Raw genomic sequence first — 18813 nt, forward strand, 5'->3', positions numbered from 1 at the left:
TGTTTCCCCAGGCTGACAAACCGCATCGCGGTGCGTCAGTCCCCGGCCAGGGTCTTGTCGCGTACCAGCTCACGCTCCATCTGCTGTAAGCGCTCCCGCTGTAAATTCTCGGCAACCCGCTCAACGGCGGACTGTTGGTGATCCGGTAAGGTCGGCAGCGTATCCGCCGGGTGCCGTTCCTGTTCGACGCCGCCTTTGACCACCTCATCGACAATCTGCCGCATTTTCTCTGGCGCCACATCATCGGGCGTGGGCTTCTCTTTTTGCCCCAGCATTTCCCGCGCCGTTTTCTCGGCCTGCTTCTCCAGGGCGACCCGCGCGGCCTCCTCCGACTGGCGCAAGGCCAGGATCTCGGGCGCTAACCTGGCTGCTTCCCCCGATATGCCTTGTCCGGTTTCCCCCGCATCAGCCCAAACGCGCCCGCCGGTCATCGCCCCCGGATTCCAGGGAACCCCTTCCCCCTGCAGGCGAACCACAATGCCGTCATCAGGAAAGCGGGCGGCCAGCTTTACCCCCTCCTCAATGCCTGCGGCCAGTCGGCTCTCGCCATTTCGACTGGCCTGTAACGCGACAAACCGTGCCGCTGTACTGCCAAAAAGACGCCCCTCTCTCGGCAATACCACCGCAGCCGGTTTATCCCCTTGCGATAAAGAACTCAGCCAGGCGCCCGCCGCCTTGCCGTTTTCATCAAATGCCGGAAACGCCACATGGGGCTGCGGGTATTTTCGCCCGGGTGCGACAAACCTGGCCAATGAGGTGCCCGCATCCAATCCGTCCTGTTTCAAGACTGCGCGCCCTGCCGCCCCCGCAGACAACGGTACGGCCTGCGCGAGCAGGCGTGCCGCGTTATCGGCAGTACGCTCGCCACGGGGTTGTAAAATCTCATGTGCTGTTGCCCCGCGATCGGCTTTCTGGATAGCCGTTACCCACGCCTCACGGTTATCGGTATAAACCTGTACATGCTGCTTGGCGCGCGACAGGGCCACGTAAGCCGAAGCGTGGTTGACCATCTGCCGACGCCCGCCCGCTGTCCCCTCAAGGGCAATGGCAAAGGATTCACTCGCCCCTTGGGCACCATGTGCCGTGATGGCATAGGCCAGATCAATATGGCGCTCTGCCTGATCGATAGCAGGATGAACAACCCGCGTCGCATTGCCATTGGTCAAGGTGACACTGTCACCCTCTATCGCACTGATCGTCCAGGTACTGTTGGCCACAAAGCCTCGCTCACTATCACTTTTTGAAAACCGCATACGATCACCGACGCTGACCGTGATCGTATCAGACCGGTAGAGCGTGACCCCCTCCCGTACCGCTTCCTGGGGGGAGAGGACGCGCTGACGCCCTGTCTCATCCTGCAAGGTCACCAACTGATTTTTTTCATCCACCTCAACAATACGGTGATAGGTATTGTCCAGGAGCGGGCGCGTATCCTGATGCGTTTTCCAGGTGCTAAGACGCCGCAACGCTCCCTCCGGGATGTTGGCGCTCACCAGGATAGGCAGCGTTCGCTCTCCGCCCGATAGCTCCCCGCTGGCCACCCGCGCATCATGGATCAAGGCATTCACTGCGCGCCGATCCTGGTTCAAATGCGTGATGATCAACGTATTGTCTCGTGCCTGGGGTGTCCGGCCGAGATAGTCCGCCACAATGGCATCATGGAGCGTCGCCGGAACGGTTGGGGACAACGTTGCCGATACCACGTCAACGCCATCCGGTGATGCGTCAGGCTCTTTCTTTATCTCCATGACAGAGCTGGGCGGAAACCAGGCCTGCGCCTGGCGGGGGACCTGCTGTGGGCTAACCCGCTCTACCGTCTCCAATGCGCCCGCCACATCACGAGCAATCAGGCTATAGACCGCCGGCCGCAACTCGGGCGTTTGCCGCACAATCTCTTTCATGATGGCCACATCCGCCGCACTGCGCGTCTGTTGCAAATGAAACGGCTGTCCAGGTGCAATAGCCTGCAGCTGATCCGTATCACCACTGGCCACTGCGCGTCCGCCCCCAGCGGCAATCAAGGCATAAGCGCTGGCCATATCGCTGTTACCCAGCATCGAGCTTTCATCGATCAAAAACAGCGTATTGGAAAAATCCGCCACTTCACCTTGCTGTTGGGCCTGACGGGTATCAAACAGGAAGGAAGCCAGGGTTTGTGACTCAACGCCCGCCGCCAGCATCTCGCCCACCGCCCGATGCGTCGGCCCCAACCCCACCACCCGGGGGCGCGCCGTCTCCGGCAGAGTGGCGATGGCCGACATCACGGCGCGGAACTGGGTCGTTTTCCCGACGCCGGCATACCCTTGTACCACGGTAAAACGATCGGGTGTCTCCAGGATCATGCGGGTCGCCGCCTGTTGCCCCGCCGTCAGCCCCGCCAGATGTGACTCAGGGACGTTAGCCATCAGCGGCGTCACCGCCGCTTTTCCCTCTGCAATATGGCGGAGAATACTTTTTTCCGCCTCAAACGTGGCGCGTGATACCAGCAAATCGTTCCCATGACCCGGCGCTGAATCCACCGATATCAAGGCCCCCTCCCGAATTTGCGTCTGGATAGTGTCCGCTAAAACGGAGAGAGGCACCTGCCCGCCCGCCACCTCCTGAGCCTGGGCCAATAGCGATACGCGAGAAAAGGCGAGTGATCCTCCTTCCCGCTCCAACACCGGAACCGCCAGATGGAGAGCCTGCTGTACCGGCGTATGCAGGGCTACCCGCTGACGGGTTAGGGCTTCCTCTAAACCTGCCTGGCCCGCGACCTGCTTGAGATGGGTTGTCACCGTAGAAAAAGCCGGGTGCCGCCCCAGGCGGGCAGCCACCTTATCTTCAGCCTGCGCGCTGTACAGGCGAATGCGGCTACCACTGCGCGCCAGGCGGTTCAGGGTGCCCTGATTCAAATCATTGTGTGCCACTGCCGCCAATACCTGCGCCTTATCATTCACCGAGCGGCCCAGGCCCTCCACATAGCCGTATGCCACCTTGATAGCGGTAAAGGGGGTCTTCCCCACCGCCAGGCGCTGCATCTGCCCCTGACGTTCGACCTGTATTCCCGCCTCATCAGCCTGCTGTACCTGCAGACTGTCCCCCGCCCGCCAGGTCAGTCCCTCCATTTTCCCCAGCACGCGCAGTTGCTCCCCCGAACTGACCGCCAGCGTCTGCGGCTGATACAGTGACCAACGGCTGTCCAGGGATGAAAGACGCAGCGTCTGCATCTCCCCCTGTTCATCCCGTAAGGTCAGGGTATGGCTGCGCGCGGTGACACGATCGATGACATAACGGGTCGCCGTTTTGCTCTCGGCATCCCAACGCTCCATCACCATTCCCGCGCGATAGGTGTCACGGGAAAGCCGGTTTTTGCTGTCCAGCCAGACCGGCTCAAGCGCCATCAATGTCGTGTCATTCTGGCCCAATGCACCCTGCGTTTTCATGGCACTGCGGATCGCCCGGGTAAGGTGTTGTTGATCGGTCGGCCCACTGACCTGTGCCACCACCGGATCACCCGCTTGCCGTGCCGCCACGTAATCGTCGGCTAAACGAGCAAAGCGGGACGGTTTGTCAGGCTCACTCAGGATCTGCGTTTCCACGGGCGCCGTTTGCGCATAGTGCAGGGTATCAATACCGCTCTCGCGCAGTACACTCAAGGCATTGCCGGTCGCTTGCCGCTGGGCGGTATCGAGGATCAACAGTTGAACATTGTTGCGCAGCGCCCCATCCAGCAACGTGACGGTCTCTTTTAAGGTCAGCTTTTCCCCTTCCGTCACAATCAGGGTACTGTTTGGGGTAAATGCCATGCCGTCGTTGAGCACACGTTGCGGGAATATCGCCGCCTGGCCCAGCTCCGCATCCTGTTGTAAAAAACGCTGTGATTTGGCGTCGGATACCAGGATTTGCACCTCGCGTCCCAACGCCTGGGTCGCCTGCACCAACTCAGACACTCGCTGGCGCTGCACGCCGGCACCACCGGGACTGGCTAACATGGCGAGCGGAGGACGCTCGGTCATCACCTGTTGCGCCAGCGGACTGTAATCATGCCGGGAGGCCGATGACGCCATTGCGCCCACCGTAACGTGCCCTTGCTCCCCCAGGCTCTGGCCCAGCGTTCGCACGGAGAGCTCATCCAGCACATGAATATCGGAGGTGAATACCCCTTTTTCACGATCTAACGGAATGAGTTGCTGTTGCTCGATGGCGTGATCAATACCGGCACGCGCCCGGGCAATCACCCCGTCGTTGGCGGGCAGGAGACTGACCGTGGCGGCCAGCATGTCCGAATAGGTAAACTGCACCTTACGCTCACTGAGTTGGGATATCGCCTGGCGCACCGTTTTAGCCATATCAACAGCCGCAGGATCAGCGGGCGCAGGGACTTGCCCTTGCGTCACCCGTTGTGCTGCGGCCTCCCGATACCCCTGGATATCAAATCCGGTCGATTTGAGGGTCGCCATCCATTCCGCCATCTTCTCGGTCGGATCGATAGCCGTCTTCGCTTTACGGGTATCGAGTGCGGCCACATCGCGGGATTTCAACGAGGCGTCCGCCCCGACCGCCTCCTGGATGGCCTGACTACGATGGGAGAAGGCTTCCACCGGCACATTTTTCATCTCCCACAGGCCATGTTTGCCGACCACCTCAACCTGATAGCCCATCGCCTCGACCTCGCTGCGCAAGGCCTGGTTATAGATCTTGCCAATCGCAATCCGATTCGCCAGGATATTTTCAGAAAAACCAGTTTTCCCCACCGTATCACTGCTTAACGCCTGCCACTTATCACCATTTCGAGTCGCATTGAGCACCACACTATGCGTATGCAGCTGTGGGTCCTGATCGCGCGAGGTGTCATGATTAAAGCGGGCAATGATAAGATTACCGGTGAGAACCGTCTCTGAGACGCCATCCCGCATTGAGCGCGTGGAAGCTAGGGCCTCCGCCTGCCTCAGGGCCACATCCACCGCCCGGTTATGGGCATCAATCAGGCGCCGATCGCCGCCCAGCATGGCCATCATCGAGACGCTTTTCGGCGCCGAGAAGGTCAGGTCATAACCGGGGCGATGTTTATTCACACCGTTCTCCAGGCGCGAGAGATCAGCACCATCGGGCAGCCGTCCGTGCAATAACTGGGTAAAAACCGCCTTATCGACAGCGCCTGATAGCCCCAGCTGTTTGGCCCCCTCGCCATACCAGTGGTCATCCATGCTGCCCAGCACGTAATAGTTATCTTTGTCGGTGTAATATCCGCTGGCATTGCTGGCTGATTTTACCTGGCTGAAGCTCATCATGATGGCAGCCCCCTCTCAAGGCGAGCAATCCTCCACCACGTATATCCCTTTGACATATCCAAAGAGATGCACCATAGTGGATATACATGAGGTATATCCATATGGAGGTGCACGATGGAGACAACCGTTTTTCTCAGTAACCGCAGCCAGGCAGTCAGATTGCCAAAGGCCGTTGCCTTGCCCGGTGATGTCAAGCGGGTTGATGTGGTTGCCGTAGGACGAGCCCGCATCATTACGCCTGCAGGAGAGTCCTGGGATAGCTGGTTTGAGGGTGAAGGCGTCAGTGCGGATTTTATGGCTAGCAGAGAGCAGCCCCAGGGACAGGAGCGTGAAGAGTTCTGATGCTGAAATACATGCTGGATACCAACATTTGCATCTTCACACTGAAAAACAGACCTGCTCAGGTTCGAGAGAAGTTTAACTTGCACCATAATCAAATGTGCATCAGCTCGATTACCCTGATGGAACTGATCTATGGTGCGGAGAAAAGCCAATCCCCTGAGCGTAATCTGGCGGTTATTGACGGATTTATTGCTCGTTTGACTGTATTGAACTACGACGCACCGGCAGCAGCACACTCCGGCCAGCTGCGCGCAGAGCAAGCTAGATTGGGTCAACCGATTGGCCCTTACGATCAGATGATCGCCGGACACGCTCGCAGCCAGGGATTGATTCTTGTCACCAATAATACCCGCGAATTTATGCGCGTCTCTGGGCTGAGAGTTGAAGATTGGGTATAGCCTGTCACTCGGCATAGTCAGTACTCGGGCAGTATTCCCAGTCATACCGGTTACATTGCGTTGGTGGATATTCATCATCAAAAACCATCCCCCAACTCTTCATCACTCACGACATGGCTGTGGTTAACGTTGACTTCCTCTTGGCGCTGTTTATCGCGTAATGTATGAGAGCCGGCTTGCCACGCAGCATAGGCGTCGGGATCAACAACCTCACCCTGCACATCAATACCGGGGGGTAACACGTCCTCTTGATCTTGTTGTTCTGGCTGAGCGGATACCTGCAATTCCTGTAAATCACGCTCAACCCCACCGCCCATCGCGGCTACGGCATCCGTTCCCCCTTGCACAGCGGCAACCACAGCGGCTGCCGCTGTAGTCGCTGCCATCTTACGGGATACCGTATTGACGGGTTGGCTATCAACAGGCGTGACCGCAGGCTGAGAGGGCTGTACCCCAGCGGCCGCCTGGCTATCGCTTTCAAATAAGCCATCGATACTGCGACCCTCTTCTTCTCGTGCCGCCAATACCGCACTCAGGCGCGCCTCGGCATCGGTATCGATCACCCGGGGAATGAACTCCTGAGCAATACGGGGGCGCGGCTGGTACTTCAACGCCAATTTAATAGCAGGATACGGCCCAGGCAGGGTGACAAAGCAGGTCAAGTCCGGCAGCGTCTGAATATCGCTATAACTGACCAGTGTGACGCGCTCCATATCCTTACCAACGGATACCCCATCACGTACCGGATCAGCACCGTAGGAGTATTGCTCACTGGCTTTTTGGATCTCTTTCTCACCGATTTCCCCCGCCGCAAACTCGGCAATCTGTTTGCTGGGTGAGCGGAAAAAGGCCCGGGTGTTAAGCACATCAAACAGCGTGGCCGCCCCTTTGACGCCATAGATATCTTCCAGCTGGGCATAGGATTGGAATCCCAGGACATAGCAGCCCCCAAATTTGCGCGCTTCCGGCAGAATTTCGACCAAATCAGGCAACTTATACAGCGTCGGCAGCTCATCGGCAAAAATCCACACCCGGCGCTGGCGGTTCTCGCCCATCGCCAACAACCCCCGGATTGCGATGGATAACCACATGGAGATCACCGGTTTCAGGGAGGCGTGGGTGTCTGCGTTAGAGGAAATGAACAACCAGCCATTCTGGCCATCCTCCCTGACACTGCGCATCCAGTCGCGGATCGTGAAGGACTCGCCATTGCACTCGATACCCTGCAGGTAACGAATAGCTTTCACATAGTTGGTCAGTACGGCACGAATGGAGATAGCGGTCTTTTCAATTTTTTCTTCTACCAGGTTCGCCGCCGGCGAGGACTGCAAGTAGGCACGGAGCTTGTCGATCTTAATGGACAGTAAGGTATCAACCAGCTTGGCGTAACTACGATCATCGTCCTTACGCATCCGGTAAGCGGCCTCAGCAAAGATGGTTCGCCCCGACCCTTGCCAGAAGGGATCTTCACTGCTGCCCATTGGGATCAACGTGTTGGCCACGTTATCGAAATCAGGCTGGGTTAAACATTCGCGCCACAAGTCCCAATTAGCGCAACGCACATCAAGGGGATTGAGAATTTTATCTTTGGCGGGGTCGTAGTAGCTTTTGACAAATTCACAGGAGCGGTCGTAGACGATAACCATATCGCCCCGCTGGCGGGCATGGTTCATCAGGCGGCGAATGAACTCCGATTTACCGGAGCCGACCGTACCATGTAAGCAAAAATTCTGGATCTCACTGTCCTTAATCAACGGCAATTTTTCGATTCGGATATCGGATTGGCGACCATCTCGCTTTAGCATCGCCGCAACCTCTTTCGGATTATCGGTTAACTGGCGCCCGCCGGTGACTTCATCCTCACTCTGCTTCTTCCCCTGGTGGCCTAAAATCCAGGAGGCAACAAAGAAGGTAATAAGACAGGTAATACCGCCAATAATGGCCGCCAGAACAAAGCTGCTCCATAACTGCTCGCCACACCAGATGGTGTATTTATCCTGTAAGATTTGCTCAGCGTTATAGGCGAGCTTCCGGCCATAATATTCAATATGGTAAACCGGCTGCGACCGAAGCAAAGAGCGCATCGGGGCCAGAGTCTGGCACCACCAATACACGCAACCATTAACAAAGGTCTGCCAGGATAAGCGGGCCATCAACGTTAACGCAGCGATAACCCAAAAAAGCAGAAAAAGGCAATAAAAAATAATATTGGCAATTTGGCCAAACATGCGAAAACGCATAGAGGCGATCTGACCGCCCTGGGTCATATCTTTGGCATTAAAACTCATAATATTATCTCTTAATCAGCAAGAGCGAAAAGGTCAAGCGTAGAGGAAGTATGCCGCCAGAGAATTACTGACGGCACAGATGCAAATCAGGCGTTTTTCGAATCTTTAAAAGCACTAATAACGTTGGAGAAAGCGGCTAATTGATAACGACTAAAATCAATCATCATTACTGATATAAACAAAATTGTAAACACTATCAAAAACACAAACCAAGAAAAATTAAAAACACCACAAACAATAGCCATAAAAAACAGCAAAATCAATGCTGAAACAGCATAATATTTAACCTTGGAACCAACAAAATTATATATCAGTGACTTTTTCCTGAACTCATATGGAACCGACAAAAACAACCCTCGCGCATTCGATGAGCTCATCAATATCATGAAGCCAATAATTCCTCCACCACCGACATACATAAGCAATACCATTTGTGATGCATAATCTGATATTGCATATGAAACAATCCCACACAATATCAACCAAGCTACAAACAGCAACCCAGGCCACATACATTCCCACATTGTTGGTATTTCCATTTTTCCATTGGAAAGAATAACCTTTAACTCCTCTGTTTCATTTTTTATTTTTTCATGTGTAATCATTTTTTATGCCCTCGAACATACTCATCTTGGAGCTTATTTGCCTTTTCTAATAATTCCTCTTTTGTATTCGCTCCGGGAATTAAATTCATTCTATCTTTTGCTGATTGATAACCAACATGGTGTTTATCTTGTTGCTGCTTATACTCCTGCCCTAAGTGACTATATTCCCCTTTGACTTCAGATGACTGATTATTGATCTCATTTTTAGCAGAATGCTGCCGGTTCTGGTTTTCATCGATCATGTGATCGACTTTACCTTGTACATTATGAGGAAGATCTGCCTGCTGAGTCTGACGTTCAATAGTCGCACTATTGGCTTGATAGTCCGCCATCACATCGGCCTGATTACCGCCCGCTGATACCACGCCCATCCCTTGCCCGGCCAGCTGACGACTATGCGCATACTCGCCATCAACACGCGGTGTGACTTGTTCACGCACAAACTCACGCGCCAGTTCTTCCCGCTGGGCGGCAACTTCAGGCGACGCAGTGTTGGTCAGGATAGCCTCCGCATTTTCTGGTGCACGTTGCTGCACAAAGCTCACAAACTGTTGTGTCAGGTTTTCACTCATCTGCCCACTCATGCTTTCAGTCCGAGAAGCCATTTCCGCATACTCATGGCTGCGAGTATTGCTGGCCGTATACTGGTCGTAACTGTTCTTGGCTGAACTCAGTGAAGCAGACAACTGATCCACGCGTGAGGCTGCATTATTCTCGGTATGGCTCCCTGACTGGCTAGTCCGGTGACTACTCAGATAATCCAGGCTCTCCTTAAAGTCCTGAGCTGCTTGAGCACTGCTACTTTGCCGGTTTTCATCTGTTTGGCGATGCCCATCTGTGATGCTGTCATTCGAACCATTACTACCGGACCATCCCAAACCTCCTTTTGCTCCGCCATACGCACTAAGGCCAGTTCCCCACTTGCCTAATTTTGTTGCTAGCATATCTCCAGAGTCCCACTTCCCTCCCAGATAAGCCTCTGCATTGGCTGTCCACCGGGAAGACTTATCCATCAACGTGTTAAATGCCTGCTCATTACTCATATTATGAGCTTTGGCATAGCTCTGCACCGCATTCCACATCTGGCCACGTGCCATCGACTCCTGGGTATTTTGGGAATTATCTGCGCCACTGACATAACTGCTGCTACTTCCCATATTGGAGCCAAACTGCTTCAAGCTATTCCAGGCGCTGCTTACACTATTGGTATAACCTTGTAATGCACTTTCAGCCTGCACCGCTGACTCGCGCGCCATTTGCTGTTGCACACTGGCAATCTGCCGCGTCACATTAATATCGACGGGCAGTTTCGACATGGCGCTACTGCTGTCATAAACCATATTGCCATCCCGCGTTTGTGTCGCCGTTCCCCCTGCGCCGGTTTGATGGGTCATTTGTCCAAACGACGTAGAGCTATTGGTATTCCAGCTATAACCGTTGACGTTTTCCGTCTGCATATTGCCAAACGCATAATTACCATCAACCGCACTGGATGAGGCGGAGGTTGTTGAACTGAGCGAGGCTGACCCCAAGGATGAGCTGATACTTGAAAACACCTGTCCCAAACCCATGACCATTTTCCAGGAGAGGAACGGGATCATCATCGAGATATAGCCTGCAGTCGTGGCGATATCAGAATATTTCACCTGCACCTGTGACAGCTCAGATAATACAACCGGCACACCATTCTGTTTTGCATAATAGGTCATTGCACTATTGAGTATGGCATATAATAACGGCCATGTCTGTAGCCACATAAAAGTAAATAGATAACCTTTGAGCACCGTCATGGTTATCATATTAAACATCCCTGCAATCATCATTACCGGGAATAATCCAATCAGTATTCCCATGATAATAACCTGCATCATGGGCAGTGATCGTAATGCCACCTGGCCGACAGACGCATGCGCCAAACGTTGTTTTTCTAGTGAGGAAGTCGTAGCTATATTCATCAGGCTGGCGGTATCGCCATTACGTGCAGCATAGCTGACAATCCCACCCCGTAATGCATTCAGGGTGACATTCTGGCGCAATATCTGTGCCGCATTTTTTGATGATCCGTAAAAATAATTGTAGCTATCGCCGATCAATTGACTAAATAGTAAATCAGGATTAGGGCGCCCCCCAAAAAGCTGTTGAACATAATAGCGCCAAGTTGTCCCACCGGTTTTGCTGTCGAGCGCTAACATCCCCTTTAGATAAACCGCAGCTTCGGCACAAGTACGGAAATTATTATCTTTGTCAAAAATACCTCGCAATGGACTTGGTTTAGAAAAAATAAGCGTATACGGATCTGGGGAACTCATTAAATCTTCGAAAGTGTATTTGTGATTAAGGAAAATATCGCCCATCACACAGTTTTGCACATAGTCCGTAAACAGATTGGTCATTTCAGGATTACGGGATAAGAAATCCGTGCTACGCGCCACCAGATTCGCCCCGAACAACATCCCCGTCTTACTGTAGGTCACACTGTCGGGCTGGGCAAAGACCATCTCATACCCTCGTACCAAGGCATGGCCGATACGTGTTGTCAGGGAAGCCGGTAACGCTAATCCCACCGGGACATTATCGACCTGATAAACACGCATCATATCACTGGTATCGATGATCTGAATGGGCGAACGTATCCCCACCATCATCCAGATCACCGTAAGAGATACGGCCCAACCCAACATATCCATCACGTTGTGCCGACGAACCCAGCTGATTGCCACCGCCAGGACCGAAAACAAAATCCCCATTCGCTGCAGCGTATTCCAGGTATCTGTACCCATAAAGGCCGCAATGGCGTTAAAGGTGCCGCGCAACCATTCACCACCGGCAATGGTATAAATCTCGAGCATCACTGTACCCCGCTAAAGTGGTAGTTATTCTGATAACGCGTCATCATTCGGGCAGAAACCTGTTGGCGCATATAACTCATTTGGCGATCAATAACCAAGAGGGCATCTTGTTGAACCTGTACCCGTGACTGGAACGCGGCAATTTGTTGCGTTGCTTGGTTAAGGTTATCAATGACCTTATCCATGGCCGCCTCGTCATAATTACTCACCGCCAACGACGCACGGGCCTGCTGGATCAACTCCTGAATGTACTGCAGCAAGATGTCATAGCCAATATAGTCGGTCAGTTGATACAGCAAACTGTTGGAGACACCCAGCATCTGCGGATCGACCAAATATTTAAAAACGGGGATGGTGGTACTGGAGATAAATCCCTTCTCCTGATCCGTTAATTTATCATCCGTTATTGCTTTATTTTGGATACTTGTTAATAAATGGCGAATTTGTTCCTTAAACGCCCTATTCCGGCTGATCGTGACACTACTATTGGGCACGACCTTCAAGCATTTATCAGCATCATTACAGTGATAGATTTGTGCAGTCCCACCCTCCATCATCGCTTTAACCAAATCCCGATCGGTTGTTCTGGCAGGTAGTGGCGTTATTTCTCCATCGGGGCCAAACACCAGGGAGCCGGTCAGGGTCATGATGAACTCCTTCAACTCCTTGTTGCCATCGAACATGCGGTTTTTAGCCAGGGCATGCCAGATCAGATTCAAATTTTTAGTAACACGCTCCTTATCCTTATCCGAAGCCTTGTCGCGAACACTATCTAACTTTCCACCGACGGTACATCCCTGGCGTGATGCAGCCCAATCCGCAAAGATATTGCTCTCACCGGCAATATCCTGGCAGACCTTCTGTTGGGAGACCTGGGTTCGAGGAAGTAACCCACCGACGATGCCTTGTGCCGCCTGGCATGAGCTGAGGTTCATGCTGTTAATGTCATTAGCCATCTTCTGTAAAAAATCTTTGGCTTGTTTAATCTCCGGCACCGTAGTCTGCAATGCCAGGTCAAAAAAGTAGCCGGCTGCATTGGACATAATTTGTTTAGCAAAACGTTGTAACTGTTCGCCGTTAATGAAACTGAATGCTCCCAAATAGGCATCAATCCCCCCACAACCCGTGTTAAGCCCTGGTACAGTCATCGAAATCAGCTGTATCTGTTTTACCTGTGTGCGTGCATACAGTGAGCCGCCAGATGCGTAGCCCGCCGCCTGCCCCTGCCAGACCTGGGGCTGGCTGGTATTGGACGCAAAACCGAGGCGGTTGAAGAAGTTGTTCATATCATTATTCACATCCGCTGTCGCCGCACAGGACAGACCGAATAATGTACCGCACAAAAAAGCCACCTTACGCAGGGTCATGGTTTTCGCTCCATCATGGTTTCCTGAAACACCGTATCAAGCCGGGTTAAAAACGCCTGACTATCGGTAGCCCCCTGTAACAGCGGCCAGGTCGCCAGCGTATTCACGTTCACCAGGAATGTTGTCGGGGTGGCGATCGGCATCGGCGCCGGAAAAAAGGCCTGCATCACCGCCACAGGGGCCGGTAACGCCGTGGGATAGGCCTCATCCCCCTGCCCATCGATGGTGTAGGGAAAAACCGATAACCCAATCTGTTCACTGAGGGACTTCAACAGCGGATCAAAACGCTGGCAGTACGGGCAGTGCCCCTGCATGAATAACACCACCTTCCACTGGCTTAAATCGACACGCTGACCATTACTCAGGGTGTACCAGCGTGCGGCCGGTCGAGAAGGCGCGGGATCTGCGGGTACGGCTTTATCGGCTGTCGCCAATCCCTTCGGGTTATAAAGTGCCGCCACATCATCGCGCACCGACGCCTGGACGGCACCGACCATCAGCAGTGCCACGACAAGACTACGCATCGCCATTTTCATCATGCTGACGCTCCTTACGCTCAATATCGGCCAGCCATTTATTCAAAATCTTGTAGCCCCCCACGATCACCATCACCACGGCAATCAGTTCGGCCAGCTGGATAGCCATCACCGGCTGTTTGCGTACCAGGCGGGCAACAATATGAAACCAGGTACCCACGGCCACTACCCACATCCCGGTAATATCAATGTCAGGGAAACGAAATTTACGCATACAGGTCACCTTAGAAATTGGGTTTAAAATCGGTCGAGACATTCAGGAACTGCTTGGCCAAATCGTCCTGACTGATAAAGCCATAAGAGAGCGGTTTCACGGTGCCAGCACGCGGATCGACCAGCATCATGGCGGGGAAATAACGCACACCCAGCCGGGCGGCCTGCCCCTGATCCTGACGGGTATCGGGCAACAAGGGGCTGACAACGCCATCGACGGTCACCGGAATAACACTGAGGTGATAGGTTTCGCGGAAATTTTTAATCACCTGTGCCAACTGGCCATCAATCGGCTCTTTCCCGCGATAAAACACCATCACGCCATAATGCTGGCTGAGTTTTTCGATCGCCTCGCGTTGCTGGGCATAATCGGCCGCCAGCTGATTTTTAACGGTGCCGTTGTAGTGGCTGTATTTCAGGTTGTAATCCAGCTCCGGGTGCTCAAGCATGGCTTTTTTAGCACTCATGGAAAATAACCCTGCCTGCTGCGTCCAATAATTCTGTAGCTGGAAATAACGAACAAAGTGAGGCACGCTGGGATAAAGGATAGCGTTATATAAGGCTTCTTTTGTCCCAGCCTGTAATCGCGCCAACTTATCCATAATAGTAGCGTCTTGGGTAATTTTTGGCTCAGGGGATGGTTTAGGCTTATCTTCATCCTGCTGTTTTACCGGTTCATTATACCACTGCCATCCCGCATCCTGCGCCAGAGAAACCACCGGCATGATTAATGATAAACAAGCAACAAGCGTCAGAACACGCATGGCGTACTCCAATGGAAAATTAACAGAGATTTATTTGGTAACGCGCTTCATCTTATCGGCGATCTGATCACGCACCCGATTTAATAACGCATCATGATTTGGCATTGACTGATTTTTCATTAAGTCCTCAGAGAAATCAGCAAAATCCAGGCGGTCAAAATTAATTCGCTGTAACTCCTCTACGGTGATCCCCCGACAATCGGGACCGCTAGCATCACCGAACCCAACACCCAGCTGCCATTCCCGGCCTTGTTGCTGTACTATTTTCGCCAGAATACTGTCAAACTGACAGTAGCTCCGTTTCTTTTCTACACAAACGCCCAAGACTTTCTTTGAACAAAACTCCCCGACGCTCACCGTCAGTTTTTTCGTCTTCGCTTTGGCCAAGGCTTTTTCTTCACTGCTGCAATGCGCCAAGCCTAAATCCTGTCCCCACCCCGAGTCGGTACAGCAATTACTGAACCCCACAGCAAACTTCTTGCAAAACTTGGGCTGGCCGGTAAAGGCACGCACATCAATGCCATTCATCGCGGCGATATCCTTACCGGCTGCCGCCACCGCCGCCAGCTCGGAAACAGCCTGAACAAAGTCATTCCCTTTCGTACCATTTTGGGTTTTGTCACAAGTCCCATCGAGGCAGAATACATCCCCTCCGCAGATCATCATCTTTCCACTGGTCCGGGTTTCACAGGAAAAGGTGGCATTCTCATGCAAACAGATCCCCTCTTCAGAACTAAAGGCGCATTTGCGGGTCGCTAGCGTACAGGCCGGATTTTTCATATACGCATCACAGGTACCATTGTTGGCTGGCTGCGTCATATAGGTGTCTTTATATTGCCAACAGTCACTATAAAGCGAATAGTTTTTCCCCTCTTGTTGAATGCTGCGCGTCCCGCCGGGAGAAATACATTCCTGTTTTAGCGGTTTTCCCTCTCGCTTATCAAAGGGGCAATTTTCCGTCCAGACAATACGTGGCTTAAATTCCTTTGAGCCGGTTTTAACATGCAGCGTGATAACAAAATACCCACTATGTCGATTGTAAAAATTAACCGTCATCCAGGGCATGCCAACATGGGAAGTAAACATCGTAATTTTTTGACCCGGTGAAATTCTGCCTTTAGGATAAAACGCATGCGTTCCCGAGTTCAGCGAAACCCACGTCCCCAAGACGTTAAGTGTCATATCCGTCGTAAAATCCAACTGATTATGGGCCAGCTTTGCCCACATGATTTCGCCGCTCATCCCAGCAGGGACGGTAAAACGCACCTCAGCCCGATAGTGCCCCTCGGTAAAGGTCAATTTTCTGGAGTCGATAATAATATCCTGCTCAACCGTTGAATCGACCCAATCACCCACAATCGAGGCCGTCCGGGTACAATATTGATCGACCTGGACATCCCGCTCACAGGTATAGTTGGTAAACTCACTGCGTGTAACCGTCTTGGCCTCACAAGCCATCTTGTCTTTGCCCACAATACTGTCAGCCCGCTTTTCCACATCCTGGGCTGCCTTAATAAAGGGGGCATCCGGCGAGATAGGCTCTTTGGGATTATTGAGCACCGAGTCATTCACCGCTTTACCGACCTCACTTTTACTCCAGTGCTGTGATCCCTGGTTTTTTAGCGCACTGTCATCCGAGGCCGTCACACCACCGTAATACGCTTGCTGAGGGGGTGTTGCCGTGTAATTGGGGATCGCTGCAGCCGGGTTGAAGTTCTTCAGTGTGCTATTCCCTTGCCCTTGTACCTGTTTGGCAAAATCGGCCCCTGCCCGGTAATCGGTTTGGCCATCGGCCCACGCTGCCATCACAACGCCGATTAAGGTTAACGCGCCTAATCGACATCGCCATGCTGTCCCCTTAGCCATGATGCCCCTCCTGCTGCAAAATCTGTTGTGCCTCGCCAGCACAGGTCCCTTGCTCCACCACTTTCTGTAACGCTAAATCCAGCCGCAGATTGCCCCGGATCACATCAAAGCCCTGCTCGCAACGCACGACCAGCGCCGGTACGCTGTTGATGCCGTACTGGCTGTAGAGCGTGGGGTCTATTTGAACGCCCTCCGTTGCGCCGTTTTGCACCAGCTGTGACACGGCGTCTACGGTTTGCTTCATGTCGTTATTCACCAAGCCGCGTAACGTCACCGGAATGGCATAGCGCCCTGCCTCTTGCAGCATGCGCTTGAGCCCGGTCTCGGGGATCGAGAACGACACAAAATAGAGGGCACCGGCTGCCGTTTTCTCCCCGGTACGCTGTTGTTGTTGCACCAGGCTCTCCAGATAGCGGCGATTGCCGGCATCCAATGGATTGTCCTGAACCTGTTTTTTTAACCACTGCTCCAGCTCAGGATGCGGCGTTTCCCGTAGACGCTGAGCGAAATCCTCCTGCTGTTTTAACCACTGGCGATCGGCCTCTGACGGTGCTCTTGATGCCATGGTCGAGGTATCTAGCTGTACGCTGGTATTGGGTGACGCGATGGCTGCAAGGGGGGCAATCAGCGCGGCCAACGCCGTTTGTCGTAAATTCATGCGAGACTCCTTAGAGGAAAACACAGTTACGTTTACGCCACATCAGGTAGCCGAAATTCTTCTTGCTGTTCGGGGCGTTATGCCCGGCCTCCCACCGCATGACGCTGCGGCCCATCGGGTGACAACGCGCGCTATCCGGATACATGTTGACCATCTGATAGCGCCAGCGCTCCTTCGGGATAATGGGGGTGGGGTATTCATAGCAGACCGCCTTATCCTTACCGATGCTCTCCATAATCTGCCCTTGCCGATGCAGCTTGAAGGCCATCCGCTCACTGACCAGCACCGAGGACTGCAACGGACTGAACTCATTACTGACCCAACCATTAAAGGGATACATCGAGCCCTGGGCACCAGCGCACCAAAACAGCGGATCGAGGGGAAGATGGAATGCACTGGCCAACGCATCGGCCGCACAGGCGCCTTGTGCCAGCGGGTTGGCAAAAATCACGGCTTCCGGGTTCAGGATGGTCGTGAGACTGCTGTCCACCCAGGTCGGATCAATCTCGCTCAGGTAGGCAATATCGAGATCACCGCCCTCCAGGCATCCCACAGAGGTGATGATGTTCAGCCAATAGGTCAACGGGTATTTGTACCAGTGCACATGATAGAACGCCCCCGCCACATCCTTATCGCTCTGCCCCGCTGTACCGGTCCCGGTCTTACCGAGGTTGATACTGAATCCGCCCAGGTTCACCATGCAGCCCGGAGAGCGGGTGACATCGGTCAGGGCCATCGGCTCCCAATAACCAATCGCCAATCCAGGGCGGATAAAAATCGGCGGTGGTGCGGGACAGAATTGCAGGGGAGAGCCGGGGTTCGCCGTATCGGGTGCCTCCCCGCTACCTCCGACTTTGATGCTGCCAATCGATAGGGGGAAAATACACTTCCAGCACACATCGGTGATCGGGTTGACAAAATGCCCTTCGCAGCTGGCATCGGCCTGTGCCGGTGCGACCGGTAGCCAGGCCGCCGCCAGAATGACCAAAGCTGCACCGACACGCGTATAAATGGGGTTCATTGGCCAGTCTCCTCGGGTGCAAAGGTTTCAATATGCAGCCGTAACCCACTGGGTGCAGGTGTCACACGCGCCGGTACCGAGGTGATCCCCAGACGTTGGCATAATGCCCCGTTCTGGTCGAAATAGACCCGGCTATCCAAAGCCGCCGAGGCGGCGGGAATATCCCCCTTGATCAGAATAATCTTGAATAACAGCGTGGCGGGCTTCTGCCGCTTCATCCAGTCCACCTGCGCCGGTGAGTCGGCATCGATAAAGTAGAGTGTTTCCATGAACGGCACCGTCTTCAGCGGGTTAATCACCTCCCCCCGCCGGGCAAATAGCCGTCCCTGGTCATCACGCAGATCCTCAGAGAGCTGCACGCTTGGGTCGAAGTAGCGTGAAGCATAGTGTGTCGCCGTGGTGATCCCCTCGACAGGTACCGGACGCTGGCTATGTGTAATCACCCGCTTCTTGAAAGCCTGCATCTCCTTATCCCAGGCTCCCGACCTCTGTAGCTGTGCCAGACGCTGGGTGATCAGCGTCAGCATATCCGGCTCGGCAACCGGATACAGATCGCCCCAGGTACCCAAATCGGCCGCACAGGCCACCTGGGCGCTCCAACAGATCCCTAACCATCCCCAACGCCGACGCATA

At 53.6% G+C, this 18813-nt stretch carries 14 protein-coding genes; 2 read left to right on the top strand and 12 right to left on the bottom strand.

Annotated features, from left to right (window positions below; all coding sequences use genetic code 11):
* Positions 1 to 35: 35 nt before the first annotated feature.
* Positions 36 to 5273: a conjugative transfer relaxase/helicase TraI gene (traI, locus tag DCL27_RS17400; protein WP_035599333.1), complete on the bottom strand. Its 5238-nt coding sequence runs from the start codon at positions 5271 to 5273 to the stop codon at positions 36 to 38.
* Positions 5274 to 5387: 114 nt separating this feature from the next.
* Between traI and vapB the strand changes: the two genes are divergently transcribed.
* Both vapB and vapC read left to right on the top strand, forming a co-directional pair.
* The gene (vapB, locus tag DCL27_RS17405; protein ID WP_035599335.1) at positions 5388 to 5615 is read left to right on the top strand and encodes a type II toxin-antitoxin system VapB family antitoxin; all 228 of its coding nucleotides are present in this window, start codon (positions 5388 to 5390) and stop codon (positions 5613 to 5615) included.
* Positions 5615 to 6013: a type II toxin-antitoxin system tRNA(fMet)-specific endonuclease VapC gene (gene vapC / locus DCL27_RS17410; RefSeq protein ID WP_035599338.1), complete on the top strand. Its 399-nt coding sequence runs from the start codon at positions 5615 to 5617 to the stop codon at positions 6011 to 6013. The genes vapB and vapC overlap by 1 nt, the downstream gene beginning before the upstream one ends.
* Before the next feature lie 77 nt (positions 6014 to 6090).
* Here vapC and traD read toward each other — a convergent pair whose 3' ends face one another.
* The 11 genes from traD to traW form a co-directional block, all read right to left on the bottom strand.
* A complete protein-coding gene (gene traD / locus DCL27_RS17415) occupies positions 6091 to 8301 on the bottom strand; it encodes a type IV conjugative transfer system coupling protein TraD (protein WP_050979619.1) in 2211 nt (736 codons plus the stop codon).
* A gap of 86 nt (positions 8302 to 8387) precedes the next feature.
* On the bottom strand, positions 8388 to 8906 hold the full coding sequence (locus DCL27_RS17420) for a conjugal transfer protein TraS (protein WP_109691577.1): 519 nt from the start codon (positions 8904 to 8906) through the stop codon (positions 8388 to 8390).
* Positions 8903 to 11755 carry a conjugal transfer mating-pair stabilization protein TraG gene (traG, locus tag DCL27_RS17425; protein WP_035599532.1) on the bottom strand — a complete coding sequence of 951 codons (2853 nt, stop codon included), beginning with the start codon at positions 11753 to 11755 and terminating at the stop codon, positions 8903 to 8905. Before traG ends, DCL27_RS17420 begins: the two co-directional genes overlap by 4 nt.
* Entirely contained in the window at positions 11755 to 13122 is a 1368-nt protein-coding gene (gene traH / locus DCL27_RS17430; RefSeq protein WP_035599543.1) for a conjugal transfer pilus assembly protein TraH, read from the bottom strand. The genes traG and traH overlap by 1 nt, the downstream gene beginning before the upstream one ends.
* Positions 13119 to 13658: a type-F conjugative transfer system pilin assembly thiol-disulfide isomerase TrbB gene (gene trbB / locus DCL27_RS17435; RefSeq protein ID WP_035599587.1), complete on the bottom strand. Its 540-nt coding sequence runs from the start codon at positions 13656 to 13658 to the stop codon at positions 13119 to 13121. Before trbB ends, traH begins: the two co-directional genes overlap by 4 nt.
* Entirely contained in the window at positions 13639 to 13872 is a 234-nt protein-coding gene (traQ, locus tag DCL27_RS17440) for a type-F conjugative transfer system pilin chaperone TraQ (protein WP_035599544.1), read from the bottom strand. Before traQ ends, trbB begins: the two co-directional genes overlap by 20 nt.
* 10 nt (positions 13873 to 13882) lie before the next feature.
* Positions 13883 to 14635 carry a type-F conjugative transfer system pilin assembly protein TraF gene (traF, locus tag DCL27_RS17445; protein WP_035599547.1) on the bottom strand — a complete coding sequence of 251 codons (753 nt, stop codon included), beginning with the start codon at positions 14633 to 14635 and terminating at the stop codon, positions 13883 to 13885.
* A 30-nt stretch (positions 14636 to 14665) separates the two neighbouring features.
* Positions 14666 to 16501, bottom strand: a complete 1836-nt coding sequence (gene traN, locus DCL27_RS17450; protein ID WP_080582847.1) for a type-F conjugative transfer system mating-pair stabilization protein TraN — start codon at positions 16499 to 16501, stop codon at positions 14666 to 14668.
* The gene (gene trbC / locus DCL27_RS17455; RefSeq protein ID WP_080582848.1) at positions 16494 to 17159 is read right to left on the bottom strand and encodes a type-F conjugative transfer system pilin assembly protein TrbC; all 666 of its coding nucleotides are present in this window, start codon (positions 17157 to 17159) and stop codon (positions 16494 to 16496) included. The genes traN and trbC overlap by 8 nt, the downstream gene beginning before the upstream one ends.
* A 10-nt stretch (positions 17160 to 17169) precedes the next feature.
* On the bottom strand, positions 17170 to 18180 hold the full coding sequence (gene traU / locus DCL27_RS17460; protein ID WP_050979623.1) for a conjugal transfer pilus assembly protein TraU: 1011 nt from the start codon (positions 18178 to 18180) through the stop codon (positions 17170 to 17172).
* Positions 18177 to 18812: a type-F conjugative transfer system protein TraW gene (gene traW / locus DCL27_RS17465; RefSeq protein ID WP_035599550.1), complete on the bottom strand. Its 636-nt coding sequence runs from the start codon at positions 18810 to 18812 to the stop codon at positions 18177 to 18179. The genes traU and traW overlap by 4 nt, the downstream gene beginning before the upstream one ends.
* Position 18813 lies beyond the last annotated feature (1 nt).

Origin of the sequence: Edwardsiella tarda ATCC 15947 = NBRC 105688 (assembly GCF_003113495.2) — a bacterium.
In the GTDB taxonomy this organism is placed as follows: domain Bacteria; phylum Pseudomonadota; class Gammaproteobacteria; order Enterobacterales; family Enterobacteriaceae; genus Edwardsiella; species Edwardsiella tarda.

Coding starts and splice junctions, on each gene's coding strand:
- traH (WP_035599543.1), bottom strand. CDS start 13,122: ATGACCCTGCGTAAGGTGGCTTTTTTGTGCGGTACATTATTCGGTCTG.
- traF (WP_035599547.1), bottom strand. CDS start 14,635: ATGCGTGTTCTGACGCTTGTTGCTTGTTTATCATTAATCATGCCGGTG.
- traN (WP_080582847.1), bottom strand. CDS start 16,501: ATGGCTAAGGGGACAGCATGGCGATGTCGATTAGGCGCGTTAACCTTA.
- traG (WP_035599532.1), bottom strand. CDS start 11,755: ATGCTCGAGATTTATACCATTGCCGGTGGTGAATGGTTGCGCGGCACC.
- vapB (WP_035599335.1), top strand. CDS start 5,388: ATGGAGACAACCGTTTTTCTCAGTAACCGCAGCCAGGCAGTCAGATTG.
- traI (WP_035599333.1), bottom strand. CDS start 5,273: ATGATGAGCTTCAGCCAGGTAAAATCAGCCAGCAATGCCAGCGGATAT.
- trbC (WP_080582848.1), bottom strand. CDS start 17,159: ATGAATTTACGACAAACGGCGTTGGCCGCGCTGATTGCCCCCCTTGCA.
- DCL27_RS17420 (WP_109691577.1), bottom strand. CDS start 8,906: ATGATTACACATGAAAAAATAAAAAATGAAACAGAGGAGTTAAAGGTT.
- traW (WP_035599550.1), bottom strand. CDS start 18,812: ATGCGTCGGCGTTGGGGATGGTTAGGGATCTGTTGGAGCGCCCAGGTG.
- traU (WP_050979623.1), bottom strand. CDS start 18,180: ATGAACCCCATTTATACGCGTGTCGGTGCAGCTTTGGTCATTCTGGCG.
- traQ (WP_035599544.1), bottom strand. CDS start 13,872: ATGCGTAAATTTCGTTTCCCTGACATTGATATTACCGGGATGTGGGTA.
- vapC (WP_035599338.1), top strand. CDS start 5,615: ATGCTGAAATACATGCTGGATACCAACATTTGCATCTTCACACTGAAA.
- trbB (WP_035599587.1), bottom strand. CDS start 13,658: ATGAAAATGGCGATGCGTAGTCTTGTCGTGGCACTGCTGATGGTCGGT.
- traD (WP_050979619.1), bottom strand. CDS start 8,301: ATGAGTTTTAATGCCAAAGATATGACCCAGGGCGGTCAGATCGCCTCT.